Genomic DNA, 19,418 nt, shown 5'->3' with positions numbered 1-19,418 from the left:
TATGCAAAGCATCGATATTATTCGCTTATCAGAAAAACAGAAGCAGCAGCTAATTATCCTTAAACGTAAAACCGGGATAGAGAATTGGAACGTGCTTTGTCGGTGGGCACTATGTACATCGTTGGCAGATCCAACAGTACCTCCGAAGGAAGACATTCCTTCGGATAGTAATGTTGAGATGACCTGGAAGACTTTTGCAGGTGAATATTCTGAGATTTACAAAACTCTATTAATTACAGCCTACCAAAAATTACCAACAGGATCGGAGCAAAAGTATAGTTTCTTAGATTTTATCAAAATTCATCTTTCCAGAGGAATTTCATGCCTATCTAAAAACAATACTTTTTCAAATTGAACCACTGACACGCTCGCTTTTCCATGTACCGTATCTTTGACATGCTTCATCAAAAATAGCACAAGCAAATGAAGCTGGATCAAACGAAAAGCTATGTCTTGCCGGGAAGTCAGCTCGAGAAACTATTTGTAAGTCCTCATTAAACGCTGACGAGCGCATGTAAAAACATCTATGAACCTCAAACTCAACAGCGCGTCTTGCAAGCCGCCTGATATTTTCGTGTTCGCTATCAATTATTGACACAGAAAAACTCGCAAAAAAAATATCTTCAGATTCATCAATATCATCATCAAACCTTCTAATATTCTCTCTAAGCGAGCCGTTTTTTTGAAGATGAGAACCCCATCGAATTGCGGGATGAGACCCGGTTTCCCCAATATATAGATATTCCTTATGGATAATAAAATATACGTTTGAACAGTAACGCGCACCGCTCAATATTCCATTATGTCTTATCATTCGTCAACCAGGTTAATATTATCTGTCGACCACTCTGCAAGCCAGTTTTCTATGTTTTTATGAAACTTCTTAAATATTTGATTTATTGTTTCTCTATCAACATCTACAAAATGGTCTCTAACGTTACTCTCAGCCAAACCAACTGAGAATATAAGTGCTTCAGCTACAATTCTCTCAATACTATTCTCTTGGTATCGAGATAAAAACTCGGTGTAGTATGGATGAATTTTATTTATTCCAACAAAGACACCCTCTGTTGCATCATAAAATGGCTCCCAAACTTTACCGTATGTAATTTTAGTGGAGTAAATAATTTTTCTAAACTTAGTGTTTTCCTTGTCAGGGTTGTCTTCTGCAAGTTTCGACTTTGCAATCTCTCCATCAGCAGCACTTAATTTTCTTCGCTCTAGAAATTCAGGATCAGCAGATGATATTTCTTCGGGATCATCCTCTGAAACATTTTCTACAGTTGAGTTAAACGCTAAACCTTCATCATTTGTGGTGCTTTTTAGATAACTTTGACAATCATTCCTGACAGTTTTCGCAGTAATGAGTGCTTTGTTAACTATCCCCTGTAACTTACTCTTATTTTCATCATCAATTTCAAGTCTTTGTTTCGTAACATCAACATGAAGCACATCATCATGCTCCGTAGATAAATCCATTCTAATCCTTAGATTGATGTCATCTTTGGTTATCACCCCATCAAGATCATCACCCCATCGAATTAATCGTCCGTTTCTATATATAAAAAAACCTTTATTTTCTCTTGATATCTCGTATTCAGTTATCTTGCTTTTACTTTCTTTTGGCAAAGGTGACTTACTTCCTGCTAATGTTGCTTGAGGAAACACAACCGCCTTTATAGTTATGGGAGGAAGTTCTTGTCCTTTTAAATCAGTCAAAACCCATGGGTCATTTAGAGCTAAATATGGGCTAACATAATCATAACTATCAGGATTGTAATTCGTCTTAAAGTCTTCGCTATCTATGAATAGCATGTCTTTAGCAATTATCGATGAGTTATTAGGATCCTGCCCATGTGGGGTTATACGCAGATTAATATTCAAAGGCTCAATTGTTTTAAGAAAAGAAAAATAAGTAACACCAAGCCTTTTTTTAAGTTTCTCCGTAGTCAGTTTTGGTGAGGCTTGATTAACATTTTCACATCCTTCAATGATTACAGTTGTACCTGATGGGGTTTTATTGAAATACGTATCAATTAAATTTGAATAGTGTTCCATTATCCCCTTAGATATAAAGAACTTATTCTTATTTCTAATTTCTATACTATCAAAAATAAATGGTCCGAATAAGACATTATCTATTTTGCTAATTATCACTATACGACTACCTAGAGATAGGCCTGCCGACTTTAATCCCATTCCATATTTCGAGAGACTTTTTTCACTATATTTACTTTTGTCAGATCCAATTGAGAAAGCATTTTTGATGCCTTCATCATCCATTCCAGCACCATCATCTGTAATTACATAACTAATTACAGAATTTCTTGATTTTAAACTTTTACCTTCTGCTAAGTTTAGAGAAATTATTACGTTTCTTGCAGATGCAGTAACTGAGTTATCTACAATATCCATAATTGCTGTATGTGGCTCATACCCTATTTTTGCTATGGCTTCACAAATTCTACCCGCGTTATAACTTATTTCTATATCTGACATGTTAATCCTCTGAATTTAGTACTAATTCCCAAAATGCTTTATCACGCATCTTCGTAAGCTTCTTCTCACCATCGATATACAAGCTGTAGTGTTTCTCTAATTTACGGATAGTTTCCATTAGATTTTCCTGCTCGTTTTTATCATCGATATTAAAGATCGCTTTGATATCGGCGTTACGGATTTGTGCTACTCGGTGTATGACCCAAGTGAGTACATAGGCCGCATAATTATTTTCGCCCGTTTTGAAGTGGGTAATATCTTGTGTTGAAAGTACTACCCCTACACCATACTCGCGGCCTTCTTTGAGAATTTTTCGAAGGTTAGTGAAATTCTGCGACATAAAATTGTCGGCTTCATCCACAAGAATCATTTTCGTAATTTGTCGAAAATCTCCCTTAACGTCTGGCTTGCCTCGCTTCTGCATTTGCGAGTAAAAAAGGTCTAATGTAAGAGCAACAACCAAATTTTGTATCTCTGAAGGATAGCCCGCCAACTCAATTACCGTTATTCCTTCAGTAAGCTCATACAGGCTTGTCATCTTCTCCGGAATAGATTCAAAAATCTTAAATCTCGCTAATTTTGACAAGGCAGCATAAAGGGAGTCCTCATCGACTTTTTCCTGCGCAATGAATAACGCCCAGATGTCTTCGATTGTAGGAGCAGGTCTATCCCAGGTCGATGAGTTTTCCGGTAAAATGCCAGCCGATGTGTAGGCATCTAGAATCAAATTCTCGAGTTTTAGCTGCTGTTTTGGCCCCAGACCATATGCCTTTGCCATGGTTTCGGAAAAGCCTGCTGCAGTGTGAATCGGCAGCATCGGAGTATCACCGAATAGACTCAGCGGGTTATACGGCAACTGAAACAGTTTGTATTTTTTTGCATTCGTCGCGCTGATGAAAGCATCATCAACGTAGTCTGACTTGTAATCAAAAATCAACATGCCAATCGGAGCAGCATTAACGTTGTAATGCTGGTTACGATATAGCTGAGCTACCATTGCCTTAGTAAACTGTGTTTTACCAGTTCCCATAGTACCGATGATACCTGTATTGGTATTCATGAACTTTGCGGTATTGGTGGGCTCCCAATATAATGGTTTTTCATTACGTGCGTCGTGCCCAAACAGAACTCGTAAGGGTTCATCTACGTTAGCTATGGATGCAGGAACAGCTGATATTGGTTTCCCTTCATTCGTTGTCTCAATAGCTAGCTGAGGTTCATTTTCTGAATGTGTTGAACCAAAGTTCTCGTCTTCCTGTATCAAATCATCTTGTGGCAGTAATAAATACTGATCTGGAATATAAAAAAGTGTTTCACTTCTAGCATTAGCAAGCATGCTTTTTAATGGAGTTCTTATTAGGTCTCCGAGAACAGCTATTGGCAACTCGATCTTTAAAATCTCTCCCTCTTCTGTAAAGTTCGCATCAATAAAGGTTGCGTCTTCAATATTAACGAACAAAAAACCTTCAGGATAATTCTTCAGAGTTCCTATTTGATACTCGCCTTTCAACCACCATTCACGGTTTTTTTTCAACTCGGCGAAATAGCCAGTATCGTAGAGGTTATAGAGCTCGTACTTTTCAACCTGCATTAATACTTGTCGAGCAAACAAACCACGATAAAGCATTCCAGCCAAGTCGTCCTTACCGAGTAAGTCATCTGTAAGATAACGTTTCAGCTCCTTTGCTTGTTGGAACCCTTTAGTATGGGTTTGACGCTTTCCAGTTTTTACTTCAACCGGCAGCAGGTAAAGCTTATCTCCTTTAAAACCAGCAAAAAGCACGTCATCCGAAATAGCGCCTTGCTTATAACCTTGCACAGCTCTTGAAAAATCAGACTCGCTAATCTTTAAACCGATATTCCCAGCAACACGGATCATTTCTGCTATTGAAAGCGGAATCCAGGTAATATCAGATCCTGCAAGAAGACAATTCACATATTTATAAGCACCAATAACGCCGCGCTTAGCCTTTCGCTCTGTATCCCGGTCAGTGATCATCTTCAACAACCACTCGCCATTGAAAGCGTTAAACTCTTCAATGTGACCACCTTTCTCGTCACGCTCAAGCACTTTACGATAAAGGTCCGTTTGTTTGGTTACGGTTATTGCATCGTAGTTCGTTGAATTGGTGTAGTTATCAGAATAGTGGATCAAGACAACATCTTTCGATGTCTCGAAGAAATCGAGTGTGACTTTAGGATCAATAATACAGGTCCAAATAGAGCTGTCATAGGAACGCTCTAACAATGATCTGAAGTTATCGCTTACGGCCAAAGCTGTCGACTTGGCGTGACCATGTTGTTCATTTGCTTTATACGCTGGCTTCAAGAGTCGGTTATATTGCTGGGCTAACCGCAGATGTGGCAAATCTTTAATCTCCACGCCTTTTAAGCCAAATGCGGTAAAATAACAGTCCTGCTTATTAGCAGCAGCTTCACCAGAAATTAAGCCGTTGCACACTATGCCACTTAACTCTTGATCCGGATCAACATCGGTGCGCTCTACTCGCTGGTTATTTCGAAAGAAGCTGATATGAGCATATTGTTGCGAGGTAACCTTGCTGTTTTCATATTTGCTGTATGTCAGTCGGGTTCGTAGCAAATCAACAACCAGATCTGCATATTCTCTTGCCTTTCCTTTGTCCAATTCGTACCGCTGCTTGATTTCATCATGTTTTCCAAGCTCAGAAAATCGGTCAAACTCATTATATTCCAGCTTATCGTCATATAGGCACACATGGATGTATGGCACCTTATCTTTTAACAGTTTAACGAGATCAACTAGCCCCATGAATAAATCAGAGTTGTCATGGTTATTAACTGAGTTAATCAGCAACTTTGCTTTAGGCCCACAACTAAACAACATGCTAAATGCAGTTTGAAACTCTCCAACCTTTTCAGAAACGAGCTTGCGGATAAAGCTGAAACTTGTTTGCTGCTGAGGCACTAATTGCAACCAGAAGTTGTTCTCTCGCTCAACCTGCACATAACTAAAGTCATGTTTAGGGTGATATATATAGGGCAATAACCCTTGTGGATTGAGACGTTCCTTGGTGATTTTAGGTAATTCTGAAAAGCTTTGCTTTACTTCCTTGTCCTCAGAAATTTTCTCAGCCAAATACAAGTAGTAAGCAAGTACAACAGGATGTAATGGCGTAATAAATTCACTTGAATCAAATACTGCAAACCCCAAAAACATTAGCTGTTTCTGTTCTTTTGTCAGTAGATCGTTGGTTCTAATATCAGCTATAGCGTCGTTAAATGCCGTGACTACATCTTTTACACACTGTTTATACTCGATATCCCAACCACTTATTGAAGGTAATGTTCTGCGTTGCTGTAACTCTAAAAAGAAACGACAGTAGGCAGCTTTTAGTATCGGGAAAGTTGTTAAGTGCGACGTGGAAATATTGCGTTCAGGATCATCATGACGGTATAACAACTGGTCGCTAACAAGTTCGTGTTCCCACTGCAAGATAGTTAACCTTCGCGCCTTTGGTGCCATTTCTTGGTTATCAAGGATTATCTTGTTTTTAGCTCGATTAAAAACGCCAAAATAGGTATTATCAAATAATCGGTTATAACGTTCAGCATCCAATAAAAGAGGAAGTGTCAGTGCATCTGATGCCACAGCCCCCTCAACCTCAAAGTCCAGTGTGAAATTTTGAGTTTTAACCGTGAAACTCAACTCAGCCGATTCATTAGCCATTACTTCGAAATTAACAGTACCGATATTATCTGTTTCGAACGTCTGGCCTATCTTCTCAAGATGTGCTTCAGCAGTTTCTTCTGATATTTTTAAAGTGTTTTCATCGGTTTGAAGCAAAAGGCTTTTACGTTTTGGAATAACCAAAAAGTTATTTGAAATTTCCGATACTAAAAAGTCACAGGCTGGAAGCACTAATACTTTAAAGCTGTAACACTCTGCAGTTTTTTCTCGCCTTAGTCTTATGCTGAAGTAGAGGGGAGACATAACTTGTACACACTTAAACCTAACTCTGCTTCGCTTACCACCCGAGTTATTAATACCGAATAGGCTAACCTTCGGCTCTGACGCGTCTTTTATCTCAACTTCGCTTTTTTCTACTGTGGCACCGATAAATACCAGTTCAAACTCAGCATCTATAATTCCAGAACTGAGATTCAGAATTAAATGTCGCTCTCGCTTCCCTGCTTTTGTAGCCGCTTTATCTCTGGATATTAGATTTATCTCTGGAGGACATACTTCAGATTCGAGCCTTAAACCTGCAGCCCGATTTTTTGCCTGTTCCTGATAGCAAGCCGTAAATTCTAGGTTGTTCGTCCATGATGTTAGATCCGAAAAATTGTTTTCGACAAAACTCTCACCAAAATCGAGCTCTGCAAGTTTTTCGACAAGTTCATTTGGAAATCGCTCGGTGATTTGGGCTATACGGTCATGCAGTTGCTTATTCTCTTCTAGCCGTTTTTGTATTTGTGCATCATTATCAAATTTGATTAACTCTGAATCGAGTAAAAGGCCTAACTCACAAAACTTCAAATCGCCATCAAGCAATGCTTTATAAAGATTATTAAAGCCAAAAACAGTGCCTTCGCTGTCGATAATCTGCTGGTAGACTAGATTGAGCAAATGTGCTGAAACATGGCGTTGTTTACCAAAAGGATCAATGAGTTTTTCTAACTCTGCTTTAAGACTTGATGGATGCCAGATATAACCGTTTTGCGCGAGATCGTCCGCAGAATTAATAATAGTATCGAGCATGCTGTTATGAATGACTAACAAAGCTGTGTTCTGAAAATCATTCTGCTGAGACGATACTTTATCTCGTAAACGAGATATGTAGTTTTCGGTATACCCATGCAAAGAATTACTGTGCAACACCGAAATCAACTTCACGTCATTGAGTTCAATGAAAGGTAACTCCGTAGGGCCGTCCTGAATTTTGCCTTCCTGCCGCCTTAACAAAGCCAAAAGTAACGACTCACTATTTTTGTTATCGGCTGATTTAAACTGATAACGGAATCCTGGGTTGACATCCTTACTACCCCATTTTTCAAGTAGCTCAACAAGAAAATCTTCAAACTGTTTTTCTGACATACACTGCATCCCCGCTATCACTCATGCGCTCAACATTTCCGATGCGCTCATAAAACTGTACAACTTCAGCCTGACTCTGCTTATCAAAAAAGACTCCGCGACGCTCAAACGCTTTAACTACCTCGTTAAGCCGAAGCTTTTCATTTTCACCAATTACAAGATTTGTAAGAAGCAATAGATAATCCTGATTTAGTACCAGCGTAGCGCCTGCAGCACCGCGATGTTGAATGAAATCAGAACACAGTGACTTTAGTGTTGCTTTGGCAAAGTTAGCGTTAATGTCGTCTTTATCTTTGTTCCCAGTTTCAAATTGATCCTTCGATAATTTCAATACCTGAGCCAATGCTGCACTAGCAGTCGTTTTATTCTGAACATTGCTTCTTGCTAACTGTCGTTCTTCAACAAAGCGGCAAGCGAATTCGTTCAATTCGTCTGTTGCCTCGTTCGATCCCTTAATGCTTTCTGCTAATGCCCACAAGGGTTTCACTACGTCGGTCTTTCCTTGTAACATCTCGGACATTGATAAATAAGGAAATAAAAAGCGCACGTGCTTCTGGAGCTGTTTATACCCGTTATCATGAATTTCACGTCTTTCCTGGCTAGCTTTTTCAACATCTAAAATCAAATAATTGGGTACGGGCACTGGCTCTCCCTGATCCCACCTCAACAAATTATGTGATATTTGGCTGGTATAAAGGAACCCATATAGCTTTAAGAAGGATTTAAAATTCTCGAGCAAATAACGTGGTTTGGTGCTGAGAAATTTAAAGTCTTGCTTAAAGCAATCCGCCATAAATGGCAAAAACACCTCTTCTTTTAAATCACGAGCTTTAATATCAATTTCTGGCTTTAGAGCTTTATTTAGAAATACGTCATATATTATTTTTTCGATAAAATTTAACGTAATAGGAGTTAAGCTAACAAAACCAACATTGCCCAACATATTGGAAAACATTTTACCAACTCTTTGGTTATGTTTATTTTCTTCAGCTTGCTCGCATTTAAATAATAAAAACTCTGGCGCCATATTCAATGCATCCGGACTGTCAAAATACATTTCTTTTAAGACATTCCAAAAATTAGGATCATCCAATCGCGCCTTAAACACCAATTCACATAGCTCTGTGAACTTGTCGAAATCTTTATCTAATAGCTCTTTCCGATATACATCAGTAACAACCACCCCCAAAATATTATCCCAATCAAATTCTTTTCGCTCATCCTTTGTCCTGATAGGGAAATAGGTGGTTAGTTTGTTATTAGTAATTTGCATATCTTTACTTAAATACACTTTTATCCACCACTCACTTCTAATTCACTGCCATTACCTTCAACATCATTCAGATTGAAACGCTGTTGGTCGCTTATGATAAATAGTGTTTTTTCTTTGGATGCAATTTCATGCAACTTATCTAATAACTCATCCAACAATACAACGGCATTCTTATCGTGCTTATTTGGTTGATAGCCTTGCACAATCCTAAGAAGTAGTTCCAATAAATTGATATTGATCGGGATAGGTTTTAACGCTTTCCCATTAACCTTTAAAAAGGCTAAAAAATGGCTTACATTTTCAATTCCATTTTCTGATTCACGCTTTATTGCAGCGTTATCTGGTTTAATGTCTAAATGAGCTGTTATTAGATAACGCCCCCGCGATGCTAGTAAAAAATCTTCTTTTCCTAGTTGTGGGGCATTTTTATTGACGTATTTGCTGATTGCCGCCATCAGAATATCTCGATAAAATGGTCTTAGTTCTGCTTTATTATCCGTTTCTTTTGGCATTTTGTGTAATCGCCATATGGTTGCATACCTATCTAACAAATCATCTGAGAAATCAGCTTTGAATTTTTTGTGGTAATTATTACCAAGCTCCTCGTTTTGAATTATGTAAAAAAATCGGATATTGCTTTCGGGTGAATTTAGCTTGTGGAGATCGAAATTTTTCAAATTCGGAGAAAACCTAAATTCATCGAAATCAGGATCATCGATTCCAAGCTTTTGGCTCAATACAAACTGATCAATTAGCTTTGTTCTCCTTAAAGCAGGATCAAAATCAGCTATTTTTGATACAATTTCATTATCCTGACTTGCAAATATATTATCAAATAGATAGCCGGGGCCAGTAAAAAGATGATATACAAAATCGAGAAGCCCCCTTGCAGTTAGAAACTGATCTTTCATCAAACGAGCTTTAAAAAGTAGTTCTACAACAATCCTTTGTATAGAAGGTAATGAGAGTAAGTAATAATTAATACATAGCTTCAAGTCAGCATCATGATGCTGAAGCTCTTTATCATAATGCTGGCGAATAATATTATTATCGATCGAAGTAATACGCTTAAGTAGCTTTTCTGTAAAATCAGAAGTATAGCGGTGTGACTCAAGCTTGAATTTTGGATATTTTTCAAAGTCAATGAATATGTGCTCTTCGGTTTCACGAGATGACTTTAGATAATTGCTTATTGCGATTTTCGAATTTTCATAGTTACCTTCTTCAGCATAATTGCCAAGCATTCCTATGTTTATGCCAATAACAAGAGATTTATCACCGTTTTCATAATCAGAAAACAATTTATTTAATCGTTCAATTGCAGTTTCTTTTGGACTGAAGCTATGTGTGGCATCGAGATGAAAGTGAGCAATATTATCGAAATTCTTTCTATATCTAGTTAGAATTTCTGATTTTCCATCACCACTACTACCACATAAATAAATGATCTTTTTTCCGATAGCCAAAGATTGCAAGTGGTTTTTAAAATCTGCTTCCATATCTGTTTCGATATAGAGATAATCTTTAACCTTATCGAGCTCGTCCGATAAGGCAGTCTCACGATCAGTTTTTACCGCATATGGTGAAGATTTCGAAAGAACACTTAATACGTCGCGAAGTCGCATAGAATAAACCTTTGTTGTTAAGCTTTTTTAATGTCCCTAGTAGCTTATTTTAAGTGTCCGCTTGGCCAAGGGGCAAAAGCTTCACACTATGCGCTTGCTATAAATTGAGTCAATAAGGAGCTGTTTCGCACGGAAACCGTGAGGTACTCACAAGCTTCAGGCATAAATTTTCGATTGCTTAGCCTAGCTAACCGGTCAGTATAGGCGATAAATTTACCATACCGACACCCACAGAGTCGCGCTAGTCCCATCGTTGTCTTGTTTGGGGAGATGTCTATTTGGTTCGCCTGGAGTTGTAGTGGTAGCCCCTACATGTAGTGGCATTACGGTTTTATGTACTGCCGGTTGTGATCAACCGCGGGAAATCAGGGAGTGCGGTCTATTTTCGCTTTCGCGGCACTTGCCGTCCGGAATTAGTTATCAATAAATCTATGTATTCCCTTTTATTTTCTGGTCCATAACTGACGTGGATTGGCCGGTCTTCACCATAAAAATATAAACGGTCGAACGGAATGTTTTCTGAAATCCAGTCAGCCACTTCACGCATGTTTTCATCGTCGACAATGAAATCAACCGCGGCACCAAGCCGCGGACAAATGTGGTTTTTCTTGGTGTTCAGTTCATGCGCGGCATGTTGATCGAGTTTAGGTGCCACCCGTTTGTCAATTTGCTTACCCAATTCATGCGAACAAAAACCGTAGGTCAGCCTGATCATGCCGAAATAATCAATCACGGGGTCGAGTATTTTGACCGCTAGGTCGTAAAGCGCGTTATAGCTATCGGCTTGTTTGGGGAGATTGGGGATACCGGTAGATTGTTGAGTTTCCCCGCATTCGATGAGCTGCCTATAGGTCAGAGTGCTTCCGCACTGTTCATCGAGATCAGGTATTGAAGGACTACGAATCAGTTCAAAGCCATCAATTACCCATCGAACGCGGGCTAAAGTTTTCTGAAACTCTTCGGGTTTGGGGCCGTAACCGCTCAATTCAAATTGGTTTAATGCTTGTAACTGCTCATCAAAATTTAGCTGCTCGGCGAAGTGCGGGAATTCCTCGTTGATATAGCGGGATTTTAAATACAGGTTAGTGGGTTCGAATGCGTCGCCGTACTCGTATAGATCGAAAGTTTGTTCTCGCAGATTGATTTTGACCCGCTCTAGCAAGCGAGGGATGGCTTGATTCGCAAAGTCGTCGTAGCGCATCAGGCTCAATTTGCCGGATTGGATATGAATTTTTATTAAGTCCGTTTGTTCGATATCGCCATACAAAATTGTGGCGCAGCCAATGTATATCCTTAGCAAAGCAGGCAGTTCCTGAACCATGCTGGTGTGCAGATGCAGAGCCTCGCCTTCATCCAGAAATCCTAGACCTTGCTCTGTAGCGTGTTGACAGGCTTCGGCAATGAGCTCGGCATTGCTGATTTTGAACAAAATCGATCTGGCTGTTTCGATAGCATTTTGATAATCGCCGAAAAAGGTCTTGATGTCTTTTTGCAGCCCCGATTCTAAATATTTGTACGGCTTGCGTTTGGAAAAGGCCTGTAACGCGAAATAGGTGATTAAGTCTTCGATTTTGCTTTGTCGGGCATGCTCGAATAGCGCTTCTTCGTTGTTTTCCAGCGTAAAGCGTATGGCTTTGCTGATGTTGCCAAAGGCTTCGGTGAGTTCCATCAGCGAATCGATTTCCGATTTGTCGGGTTGCCGTCCAAGCTCCAGAATTTTCTGCCACAGTGGATCGATAAGGTGATTGTAAGCCAGATATTTCTTCTCGTTTCGAGACAGTTTTGGCTCTGTGGGTGAAGCGGATCTATGCGACAAGCGTAAAACATTGCGTTGGCTACGTTGACGGCCGAGCAGAAAACGCTGTTCGGCATCTTGATTTTTAAAAACAAAAAAGATGCCGGGAGCGACAGGAATAGCATCGGTCTCTAACGTTTCAGTTAAAAACTCCTTGAGTTCGCTTTGGGTATAGTATTTTTGGAAGGTATTGCGTTGAGTAACGACGCCATCGTTAAACGCTTGGCCTTTTAGCGCGTTTTGATTGAATAACATGGCGGAAACCACTAGCACTTGGTTAGCCAGGTTATAAGCGCCAATCATTGCTTCCAGTCTTTCCTGGTAGTTTTCGATGACATTGATCACAAAGCCCAAATTGACAATGTCGGCGGCTTGCTTGGGTTGATCCGGTGCGTAATGCGGGTCCCAGCCGGACACCGAAATGGCATTTGCCGAAAGATTACGAATGTCGTCGCCTTTGCCGCAACCGTAATCGAATACGGTTAGCGAGCCGCCTAAAAATCCGTGACGCGCCAAGCATTGCATCGGCGCGGATAAATTACTGCGGGAAAGCGCCGTCAGGTGCCGGGAAATGCTTGTGCTTTCAATCGATTCAAATGTTAGGCTATCGGTGGATTCATCATTGCCAATCGGCAGAAATTGGTAATCGATGATTTGAAAACCTTTTTCGCGGATTAACGCGTCCCAGGCTTGTTTGAAGCCAATCCTGATTCTGTCGTCGAATAGCCCCAGTTGTTCGGCTGTCTCGGTTAATTGGGTAAATTGCTGATAGTTTGGCGCATCGCGGCTCAGTAATAATTCCTTGCGATGTAAGATCGGCGGATTTAACGAGGTCTGATAACTGCGCTTTTCGACTCTTTGCGTTGTCAGATCAATCCGAAAACTCGTCTCTAAGGCAGGGAATGGCTCTTCGAAGAAATTGGGATACCAAAGCAAAGACAGCATGCTTGATTTGCCGTCATACTTGATAACGTTGTAATCAAGGCCCAGTTTTAAATGAGCCAAAATCTCGGCGGCCTTGACAGTCTGCTGTATTTCGTAATGTTGAGAATCCGTTAGACTGTAATGCCAATAAACATTGTTGAGAACTTTTTTGCCGAGCATAGGTTTAAGCCATATTACAATTTATTTGAAGGGTTGTTGGCCATTAATCCATAATATTTACCTTCCCTTGGCATATGCAGTTTACGCATAATTGAAATATTGCTAACCGCTTTTTACAACCTATCACCCTGTTGCTACAGATGTGTAGCTTATCGTATCTAAATCAATTCTTTATCTTAAACCTACACCTAAATTTATGAACAAATCCGATCTTATCGATGCCATCGCCAGCCACGCCAATCTAACTAAAGCCGACGCCGTTCGCGCACTGGACGGTATCACCCAATCGATCCAAGCTGCTCTGAAATCCAGTGATTCCGTGGCGTTGGTGGGCTTTGGCACCTTTGAAGTGAAAGAACGTGCCGAACGTACTGGCCGTAATCCACAAACAGGCGAAGCCATTACGATTGCTGCCGCCAAATTGCCATCCTTCAAAGCCGGCAAAGGCCTGAAAGACGCGGTTCAGTAAGTTTTAGACCGCTCATTGCGGCCCCATGCCCCAGCCTTCCAGTTCCGACTGCCGTTTGACCGTGGGTACATCCAAATCGGTCATCCGGCCTTGAGTACGGGTTAAGGTGTCTTGGCGGCCGCTGGAGGCTGCGCCGTATTTCTGCGGATTGAGTCGGCTGCCTGATCCGGTGAGTTGATCCAGATTGAGCAAGGATGCGGCATTGGCGGCGGTCGGTAAATGCCCCGTCTGCGCCAGAATCGCCAACCACTCGTCGAGATTGACTTGGGTCCAGTCCACGCGGTCCAGATCCGCGACTTTGATGCCGGTACAACTGGGACTTTCCGGCGTGTCGAAATCAATGCCCAACTGCGGTTTGATTTGTTCATTGAGGATGCGCGCTAGCGGCGAGTTGTAGCAGCAGTAGCTCTCCTTGCGCACCCAACACACGCCAGCCACCTTGCTTTCGCAATAGGTGCCGAGGTCCGTGCAGACTTTGAGTTGTTTCTTCGCGGCGAGTTCGTACTCGGGTTCCTCGCAGGAATAGACTATCTGGATAATCATGATGATGATCATCACCACCGTATAAGCCGTCATCAAGGTGCTGAGCAACTCGCCTGCGACTGCGGCACCGCCGCCCAATTCAACGCCACCCGATTCCGCCGCCGGTGTCAGATTACCCGCCGAATCGAAGGCAGCCTGGCCGCCAGCGCTGAATAAGGCATTGCCGGCCGCTTCGCCAAAGGTCTGGCCTATCCATTCTGCCACCGATTTCATCAATTCGCCTTTGAGAGAATCGAGCAAGCCTTGCGAGGCAATATCGCTGGTACTGAGCATGTCGGTGCCGACCAGGTCATTTACCGTCGAGGCAAAATCCGCCTGAAAACTGTTCCAGGCATCGCCGGCCAACGTAAACGGGGTGCGCATGGTTTCCCAAGCGCCACGAATCGCCGAGGTACTGTCCATAGCCATGACTGTGCTGTCCATTTGACTGGTGGCTATCAGCAAATCAATGTAACGTCCCAGTCCCATCGCACCCGAAGGCGTTTCGCAGCAATCGACCAGACTGAGGGCGCCGCCGACCATTTTGCAACTGGCCGGTTTGCCTTGAAATACCTGACAGGTGGTCGGATCCTTTTGTTGCAGATCGGCATTGGCGTAGTCGCAATGCAAGTCCATCGCCATTTGCTGAGAGCTGTTGAGTAAGGCGACCGCCTTGCTGAAATCCTGGCTCTGGGTGCGATTCACGGTGATGCAATCTTCCCCCATGCACCGAATCGGCCCGGAACATTGCTGTTGGGTGTTGCTTTGAATGCCGGGAATGCCCACCGTTTGCCCGCAGTCATAAGTATCGACGCTGTCCCAGCAGGTGCCGGAGGCCAACACACTGGTACATTGGCTTTTGATGAACGAGCAGCCTTGCGTTTCCAACGACGCACAGGTCTTGTTGGGTATCCCGTTCGCCGGCGGTTCTAAACAGTGGGTGCCGGCAGTATCGGTCCAGCATTGGCCATACTGATTCAAATCGCAGTGTCCAGAGGACTGGATATTCATACAGGTATTGCGAATCCCGGTCGAACTGGCCACCGGGGCTTGGGCCAAATCCGTACCGCAAACCATCACCTGCGAAGTCGGATCGACGTAACAGCCTGAAGCATTGGCGGGGTCATTCGTACAACTCAATTGGCTGCCGACCTGGCAAATGCCGTCGCTGATTGCGTTGGCCAAGTTCTGGCAATTCGGCCCGCTCCAGCTCCATTGATCCTGGGTGATCAGTTTCGACAAATCGTAGCGTAGCCGAATCCTGGAATAACCTTCGCCATTACCACCGACTAGGGTGTCCTGTTTAAAGACTTTGTTGCCCGTGCTGTTGAAGGCGTAGGTGACGTCGCGATTGGGATGGTCGACCCAACTGTTGCTGAGCTCGCACGAACCACCCCAGCCGGTGGAGCCGGTATAAATCAGATTGCCGCCGTAATACACACGCGCATGGTCGTCGAACTCCACATCCTCCAGTGTGGCGCTTATGATCGCTTCTGGATGCAATACGTTATAGGTCACTTGCCAAGTAAACACCGCGCATCCGGCTGACCAGTAGTTGTCACCGACCCGACCGACATACAAATCCATACAGCCCGGCCCGCAGCTGGACATGCCGCCGTCACCGGAGACAAAACTGAGTAACGGCTCGACGTTGACCTGATGCGTGGCGGTGCAACTTTGCGGCACTGTCGGTTGGCGCAGACACAATTGATAATCCGGTATTTGTACTGAATGGCTGGTCGCCGTTTGCGTGGTCACAGTGGTACAGTCCGAGAACGACTGTGCCCAAGGCGTGAAATCGTTGAACACCTGATCGCCGGCATCCCAGAGGGCATCGTTGTGTAAATCCGGGTGGGACTGGTGGACATTGTCGATCAAGGTGCGATAGGCTTCGCCGGTGAAGCTGGTTTCGCCGTTCAAATCGGTCTGCGCATTCAACCCGGCTGCAATCGTTCCGGGGTTGTTGCCGTAGAGATTGGCGAAATCGTTGGTTGTCGCTGTTGAGCCGTTGGTATCCGGAAACAGTGTGCCGATAGAAATGGCGTTTTCCTGAGACGTGCCGGGATTTAACGTCAGAGAACCGTTGCCGGCATCAATTGGGAATTGAAAGCCATCTACAATCTGTTGACCCAATTGTTGCCCGTCGTTGCCTGCAGCCTGTATCGCATCAGCCCAAGACACCCCAAATGGCGTCCAGGCCATAGTCACACACAAAATCGCAGACAGTGTCTGCGTAATTCGGCGCTGAGGTTCGAACAATGCCCAGATATGCATCACAACCCCACACAGCAATCCTGCCAACGCCACAGCAGGTATAGATGATCTTCACCCGGCCCCGGATAAGTGCGACCCGCACCCCATTTGAAAGTGGTCTCACCGATGACATGATTGGATTCGGTTTCAGCGACCGGATAAAACATCGACAGCCGATATTGGGATTTAGGAATGAAGGGATAAATCGTGCCACCGCATAAGGCATCGTTGCCCGAGGTTTTCCAGGCCAGCCCGCGCCGATGTAAGGATGCCGTGGCGCGCGTAGCCAATAAACTGGTGATACGCGGGTCGGTCCCGTAACTGGTCGGCGAAATGCCGGATAAGGGATACATGTGCCCCCAGGCGCCGGCACACCAGAACAAGGCATCGAGCGGATTGCCGGTGGCCGCCGCCGCGGCATCGGCGACACAAGCTGAAATGGCTACCGGATTCGCAAACAGTGCGGTTTCCAGACTGGTGAAAAAGGCCAGCAAATCGCTGTTCCAGGTCGGATCAAGCTCGGAGACATACAGCAAATCGAAATCCCGGTAGCCGTCACTATTACAACGCCCATCCCAGAACAGATCCAGCAGAATGGTCAACGGAAACGCGAAATAGTGATAATTGAAGAACGACATCTCGCTAGCGTCGAAATTGGCTTTGCCGGTGGTGGCGATCAGACGCACATTGGATGCACTGAATTTATGCCCACCCAAGGCTGGCGAGCACCAGGGATTTCGCACGATCTCGATTAGGCGGGCAGGATTCCATAAACCCATGGTCATGCCCAGTTCCGGAATGCCCATCGGATCGGTACAAAAACAGAACTTCTCGTCGGTCGCGATGCTCGGCACGTTGCCACCGCCTAACGAAGCACCCGCCGCACGAATCGGAAATAGGCAGCTCCAGCAAATATCGGTAGTCAGTTTCCCTGACCACAGTTCGGCATCGGCGCATAAAGGATCGGTAGCGGTGGTCGTTGTGTCGGCATGAAGATTGGTAGCCAGACTCATCAGCAAACAAAACAGCCAAGAGAGCAACCAAGGAAAAATCAAACAATTCATGACGGATTTCCTGTCGTTGAGACCAACACTTTGCGTTCATGAACGGCTATTCGATTCCCCATTTGCTCGACAATTGCCGGTATCTGCTGCAATTGAAAACGACTACGCACATCCGGCGTCAATAAATACACCGAGGCGTGAAACGCAGTTTCCAATGCCCTCAGGCTCTCCCAGCCATCCTGACGCGGCAAAGCTGAGACCAAATACATCACGCGCGCCTGTTTGTCCTGACAAGACAGTTGCCGGGCAAATGAGATTTGTGTTTTGTCCGTGGCATCAAACACCACCAGACATAAGCCAAACGGCATTTTGTCCAAAGGGTTGACGGTTTGTCCGGCATGGATAATTAGTTGGCCATTGGGTGCGGTCAGATCGCGCGGCGCGGTGATGGTTAGATCTATGGTCCGATCACGATCTTCTTCGGCGGTTGGCAGGTGTTCGAACTTTTGTTGTTCCCAGAACCGGGCTATGGCCTGATGCTGTTTTTGTCGCCAGTCGATGGCCGCCATGCGGCGTTTGATTTCATCGAGCAGATCGATTTCAGCAATGTCGTAGACTTCGCCCAACCGGCCCAAATCGCCGCTCGCACCGGCTTTGAGTTTGTCGTTCAGCCAGGTCAGGCTGCTGACCCCTCGGGATTGCAGCAAGGCCTTATCACCGGACTCGACGACGATGGTGGGCACCGACGACACCCGCCATTTTTGAAAACGGGTGGGGTCGATGACAATGTTCGGTAAGGGATCGATGCCGTTCAGTAACCGCTTGAGCTCGGCGAACAAGGCCGGTAATTTCTGGTCGGGTTTTGGCCCACGAAAGACCAACAACACATCGTCTTGCCCTGAAGCGTCTTCGAAAATGCCCTTGAGCACCGATTCGCCCAGTGAAAACGAGATGAACAGCACTTTGAGTGCTTGACCATTTTTCCCCAACGGTGACGAGTCTGCTCCCAAACTCAAATCAGTCAGGGGTTTGGAAGCCTTGAACACTTCCAGTGCCTGCTGCCTGGCTTCAAGCCGATGCGGATTGTTTTCCAACCAAGCGGGTTTGGATTGGCTCTCTAACGCATTGAGAATTTGCTGTGAACGGGTCAGCCATTGTTCTTCAGCATTGATCGAGCCGGCGAACAATGATCCTAATAAGCACGCCGTTTGACTGATCACAAGTAGAGGCAACCGAGTTGATGGATTTTTAAAACAACGCATAAGCCCGCCCAATCACTTGATGGTCATAGACATACCCCCAGTACCGAGAATCAAAACTTTTCGGTGTCTGGCCTGTGACCCAATAGGCCGCAGGAGGGATCGTTTCATGGCGTTTGAATTGGGCCGCCGGCTTGTTGAGCTTTTCGGTCAACGGCAACCCGTCGATGACCCGTTCGCCGTTAATCGTGGTGTGCTGGGGATCGACATGGACAGTATCGCCCGTGACTCCGGCGGCGATTTTGACGATGCTCTGTCCGTCCTTGAAATACGGCGCCATGCGTTCGGCGCGGAACGCCATCAAATCGCCGCGCCAAATGTCCTTGTTGTAGGTATCGATCAGGTAAATCCACTTATCCGGCAAACAGCGATCGACTTGATCGTCGCCGCCGATTAGAAAGCGTTGGCCGACATAGCGCTCAACCGCCAACACCAATATTAAGATCGGTAAGGCCTTCAGTAAAAACCAACCCAAGGCGGCTTTGGTTTGAAACGGACGTGGCTGGGTGCGTTTCGATTGTATGTAGGCGCGGTTCAT

Annotated in this window: 12 protein-coding genes; 2 read left to right on the top strand and 10 right to left on the bottom strand. The window is 44.2% G+C overall.

Translation table 11 applies throughout. From position 1 onward, the window contains the following. The first annotated feature begins 1 nt into the window (after window position 1). Window positions 2–355, top strand: coding sequence for a DNA sulfur modification protein DndE (dndE, locus tag NP589_RS13385; RefSeq protein ID WP_256607451.1), 354 nt, complete (start codon window positions 2–4; stop codon window positions 353–355). Here dndE and NP589_RS13380 read toward each other — a convergent pair. The 6 genes from NP589_RS13380 to NP589_RS13355 form a co-directional block, all read right to left on the bottom strand. After that, on the bottom strand, window positions 347–814 hold the full coding sequence (locus NP589_RS13380; RefSeq protein ID WP_256607450.1) for a GIY-YIG nuclease family protein: 468 nt from the start codon (window positions 812–814) through the stop codon (window positions 347–349). The two genes, dndE and NP589_RS13380, sit on opposite strands and share 9 nt — an antisense overlap. Further along, a complete protein-coding gene (locus NP589_RS13375; RefSeq protein ID WP_256607449.1) occupies window positions 811–2,499 on the bottom strand; it encodes an ATP-binding protein in 1,689 nt (562 codons plus the stop codon). Before NP589_RS13375 ends, NP589_RS13380 begins: the two co-directional genes overlap by 4 nt. 1 nt (window position 2,500) lies before the next feature. After that, window positions 2,501–7,576: a DNA phosphorothioation-dependent restriction protein DptH gene (gene dptH / locus NP589_RS13370; protein ID WP_256607448.1), complete on the bottom strand. Its 5,076-nt coding sequence runs from the start codon at window positions 7,574–7,576 to the stop codon at window positions 2,501–2,503. Next, complete coding sequence (dptG, locus tag NP589_RS13365; RefSeq protein WP_256607447.1) at window positions 7,557–8,849, bottom strand: DNA phosphorothioation-dependent restriction protein DptG; 1,293 nt, start codon at window positions 8,847–8,849, stop codon at window positions 7,557–7,559. Before dptG ends, dptH begins: the two co-directional genes overlap by 20 nt. Window positions 8,850–8,869: 20 nt before the next feature. Beyond that, window positions 8,870–10,474 carry a DNA phosphorothioation-dependent restriction protein DptF gene (gene dptF, locus NP589_RS13360; protein WP_256607446.1) on the bottom strand — a complete coding sequence of 535 codons (1,605 nt, stop codon included), beginning with the start codon at window positions 10,472–10,474 and terminating at the stop codon, window positions 8,870–8,872. 379 nt (window positions 10,475–10,853) lie between these two features. Beyond that, on the bottom strand, window positions 10,854–13,373 hold the full coding sequence (locus NP589_RS13355; protein ID WP_256607445.1) for a DNA phosphorothioation-associated putative methyltransferase: 2,520 nt from the start codon (window positions 13,371–13,373) through the stop codon (window positions 10,854–10,856). A 196-nt stretch (window positions 13,374–13,569) separates the two neighbouring features. Between NP589_RS13355 and NP589_RS13350 the strand changes: the two genes are divergently transcribed. Continuing rightward, window positions 13,570–13,842 carry an HU family DNA-binding protein gene (locus tag NP589_RS13350; protein ID WP_256607444.1) on the top strand — a complete coding sequence of 91 codons (273 nt, stop codon included), beginning with the start codon at window positions 13,570–13,572 and terminating at the stop codon, window positions 13,840–13,842. A 12-nt stretch (window positions 13,843–13,854) separates the two neighbouring features. Here NP589_RS13350 and traN read toward each other — a convergent pair whose 3' ends face one another. Genes traN through lepB form a run of 4 tightly spaced genes read right to left on the bottom strand, consistent with a single transcriptional unit; the run spans window position 13,855 to window position 19,418 of the window. Beyond that, window positions 13,855–16,638 carry a conjugal transfer mating pair stabilization protein TraN gene (gene traN, locus NP589_RS13345; RefSeq protein ID WP_256607443.1) on the bottom strand — a complete coding sequence of 928 codons (2,784 nt, stop codon included), beginning with the start codon at window positions 16,636–16,638 and terminating at the stop codon, window positions 13,855–13,857. Then, the gene (locus NP589_RS13340; protein WP_371929671.1) at window positions 16,638–17,681 is read right to left on the bottom strand and encodes a TraU family protein; all 1,044 of its coding nucleotides are present in this window, start codon (window positions 17,679–17,681) and stop codon (window positions 16,638–16,640) included. The genes traN and NP589_RS13340 overlap by 1 nt, the downstream gene beginning before the upstream one ends. Beyond that, window positions 17,678–18,841: a TrbC family F-type conjugative pilus assembly protein gene (locus NP589_RS13335; RefSeq protein WP_256607442.1), complete on the bottom strand. Its 1,164-nt coding sequence runs from the start codon at window positions 18,839–18,841 to the stop codon at window positions 17,678–17,680. Before NP589_RS13335 ends, NP589_RS13340 begins: the two co-directional genes overlap by 4 nt. A 28-nt stretch (window positions 18,842–18,869) precedes the next feature. Further along, entirely contained in the window at window positions 18,870–19,418 is a 549-nt protein-coding gene (gene lepB / locus NP589_RS13330) for a signal peptidase I (RefSeq protein WP_256607441.1), read from the bottom strand.

Source organism: Methylomonas rosea (assembly GCF_024505055.1).
Taxonomy (GTDB): Bacteria; Pseudomonadota; Gammaproteobacteria; order Methylococcales; family Methylomonadaceae; genus Methylomonas; species Methylomonas rosea.
Note: the sequence above shows the minus strand (reverse complement) of the source record. Positions and strands in the feature narration are given on the sequence as shown.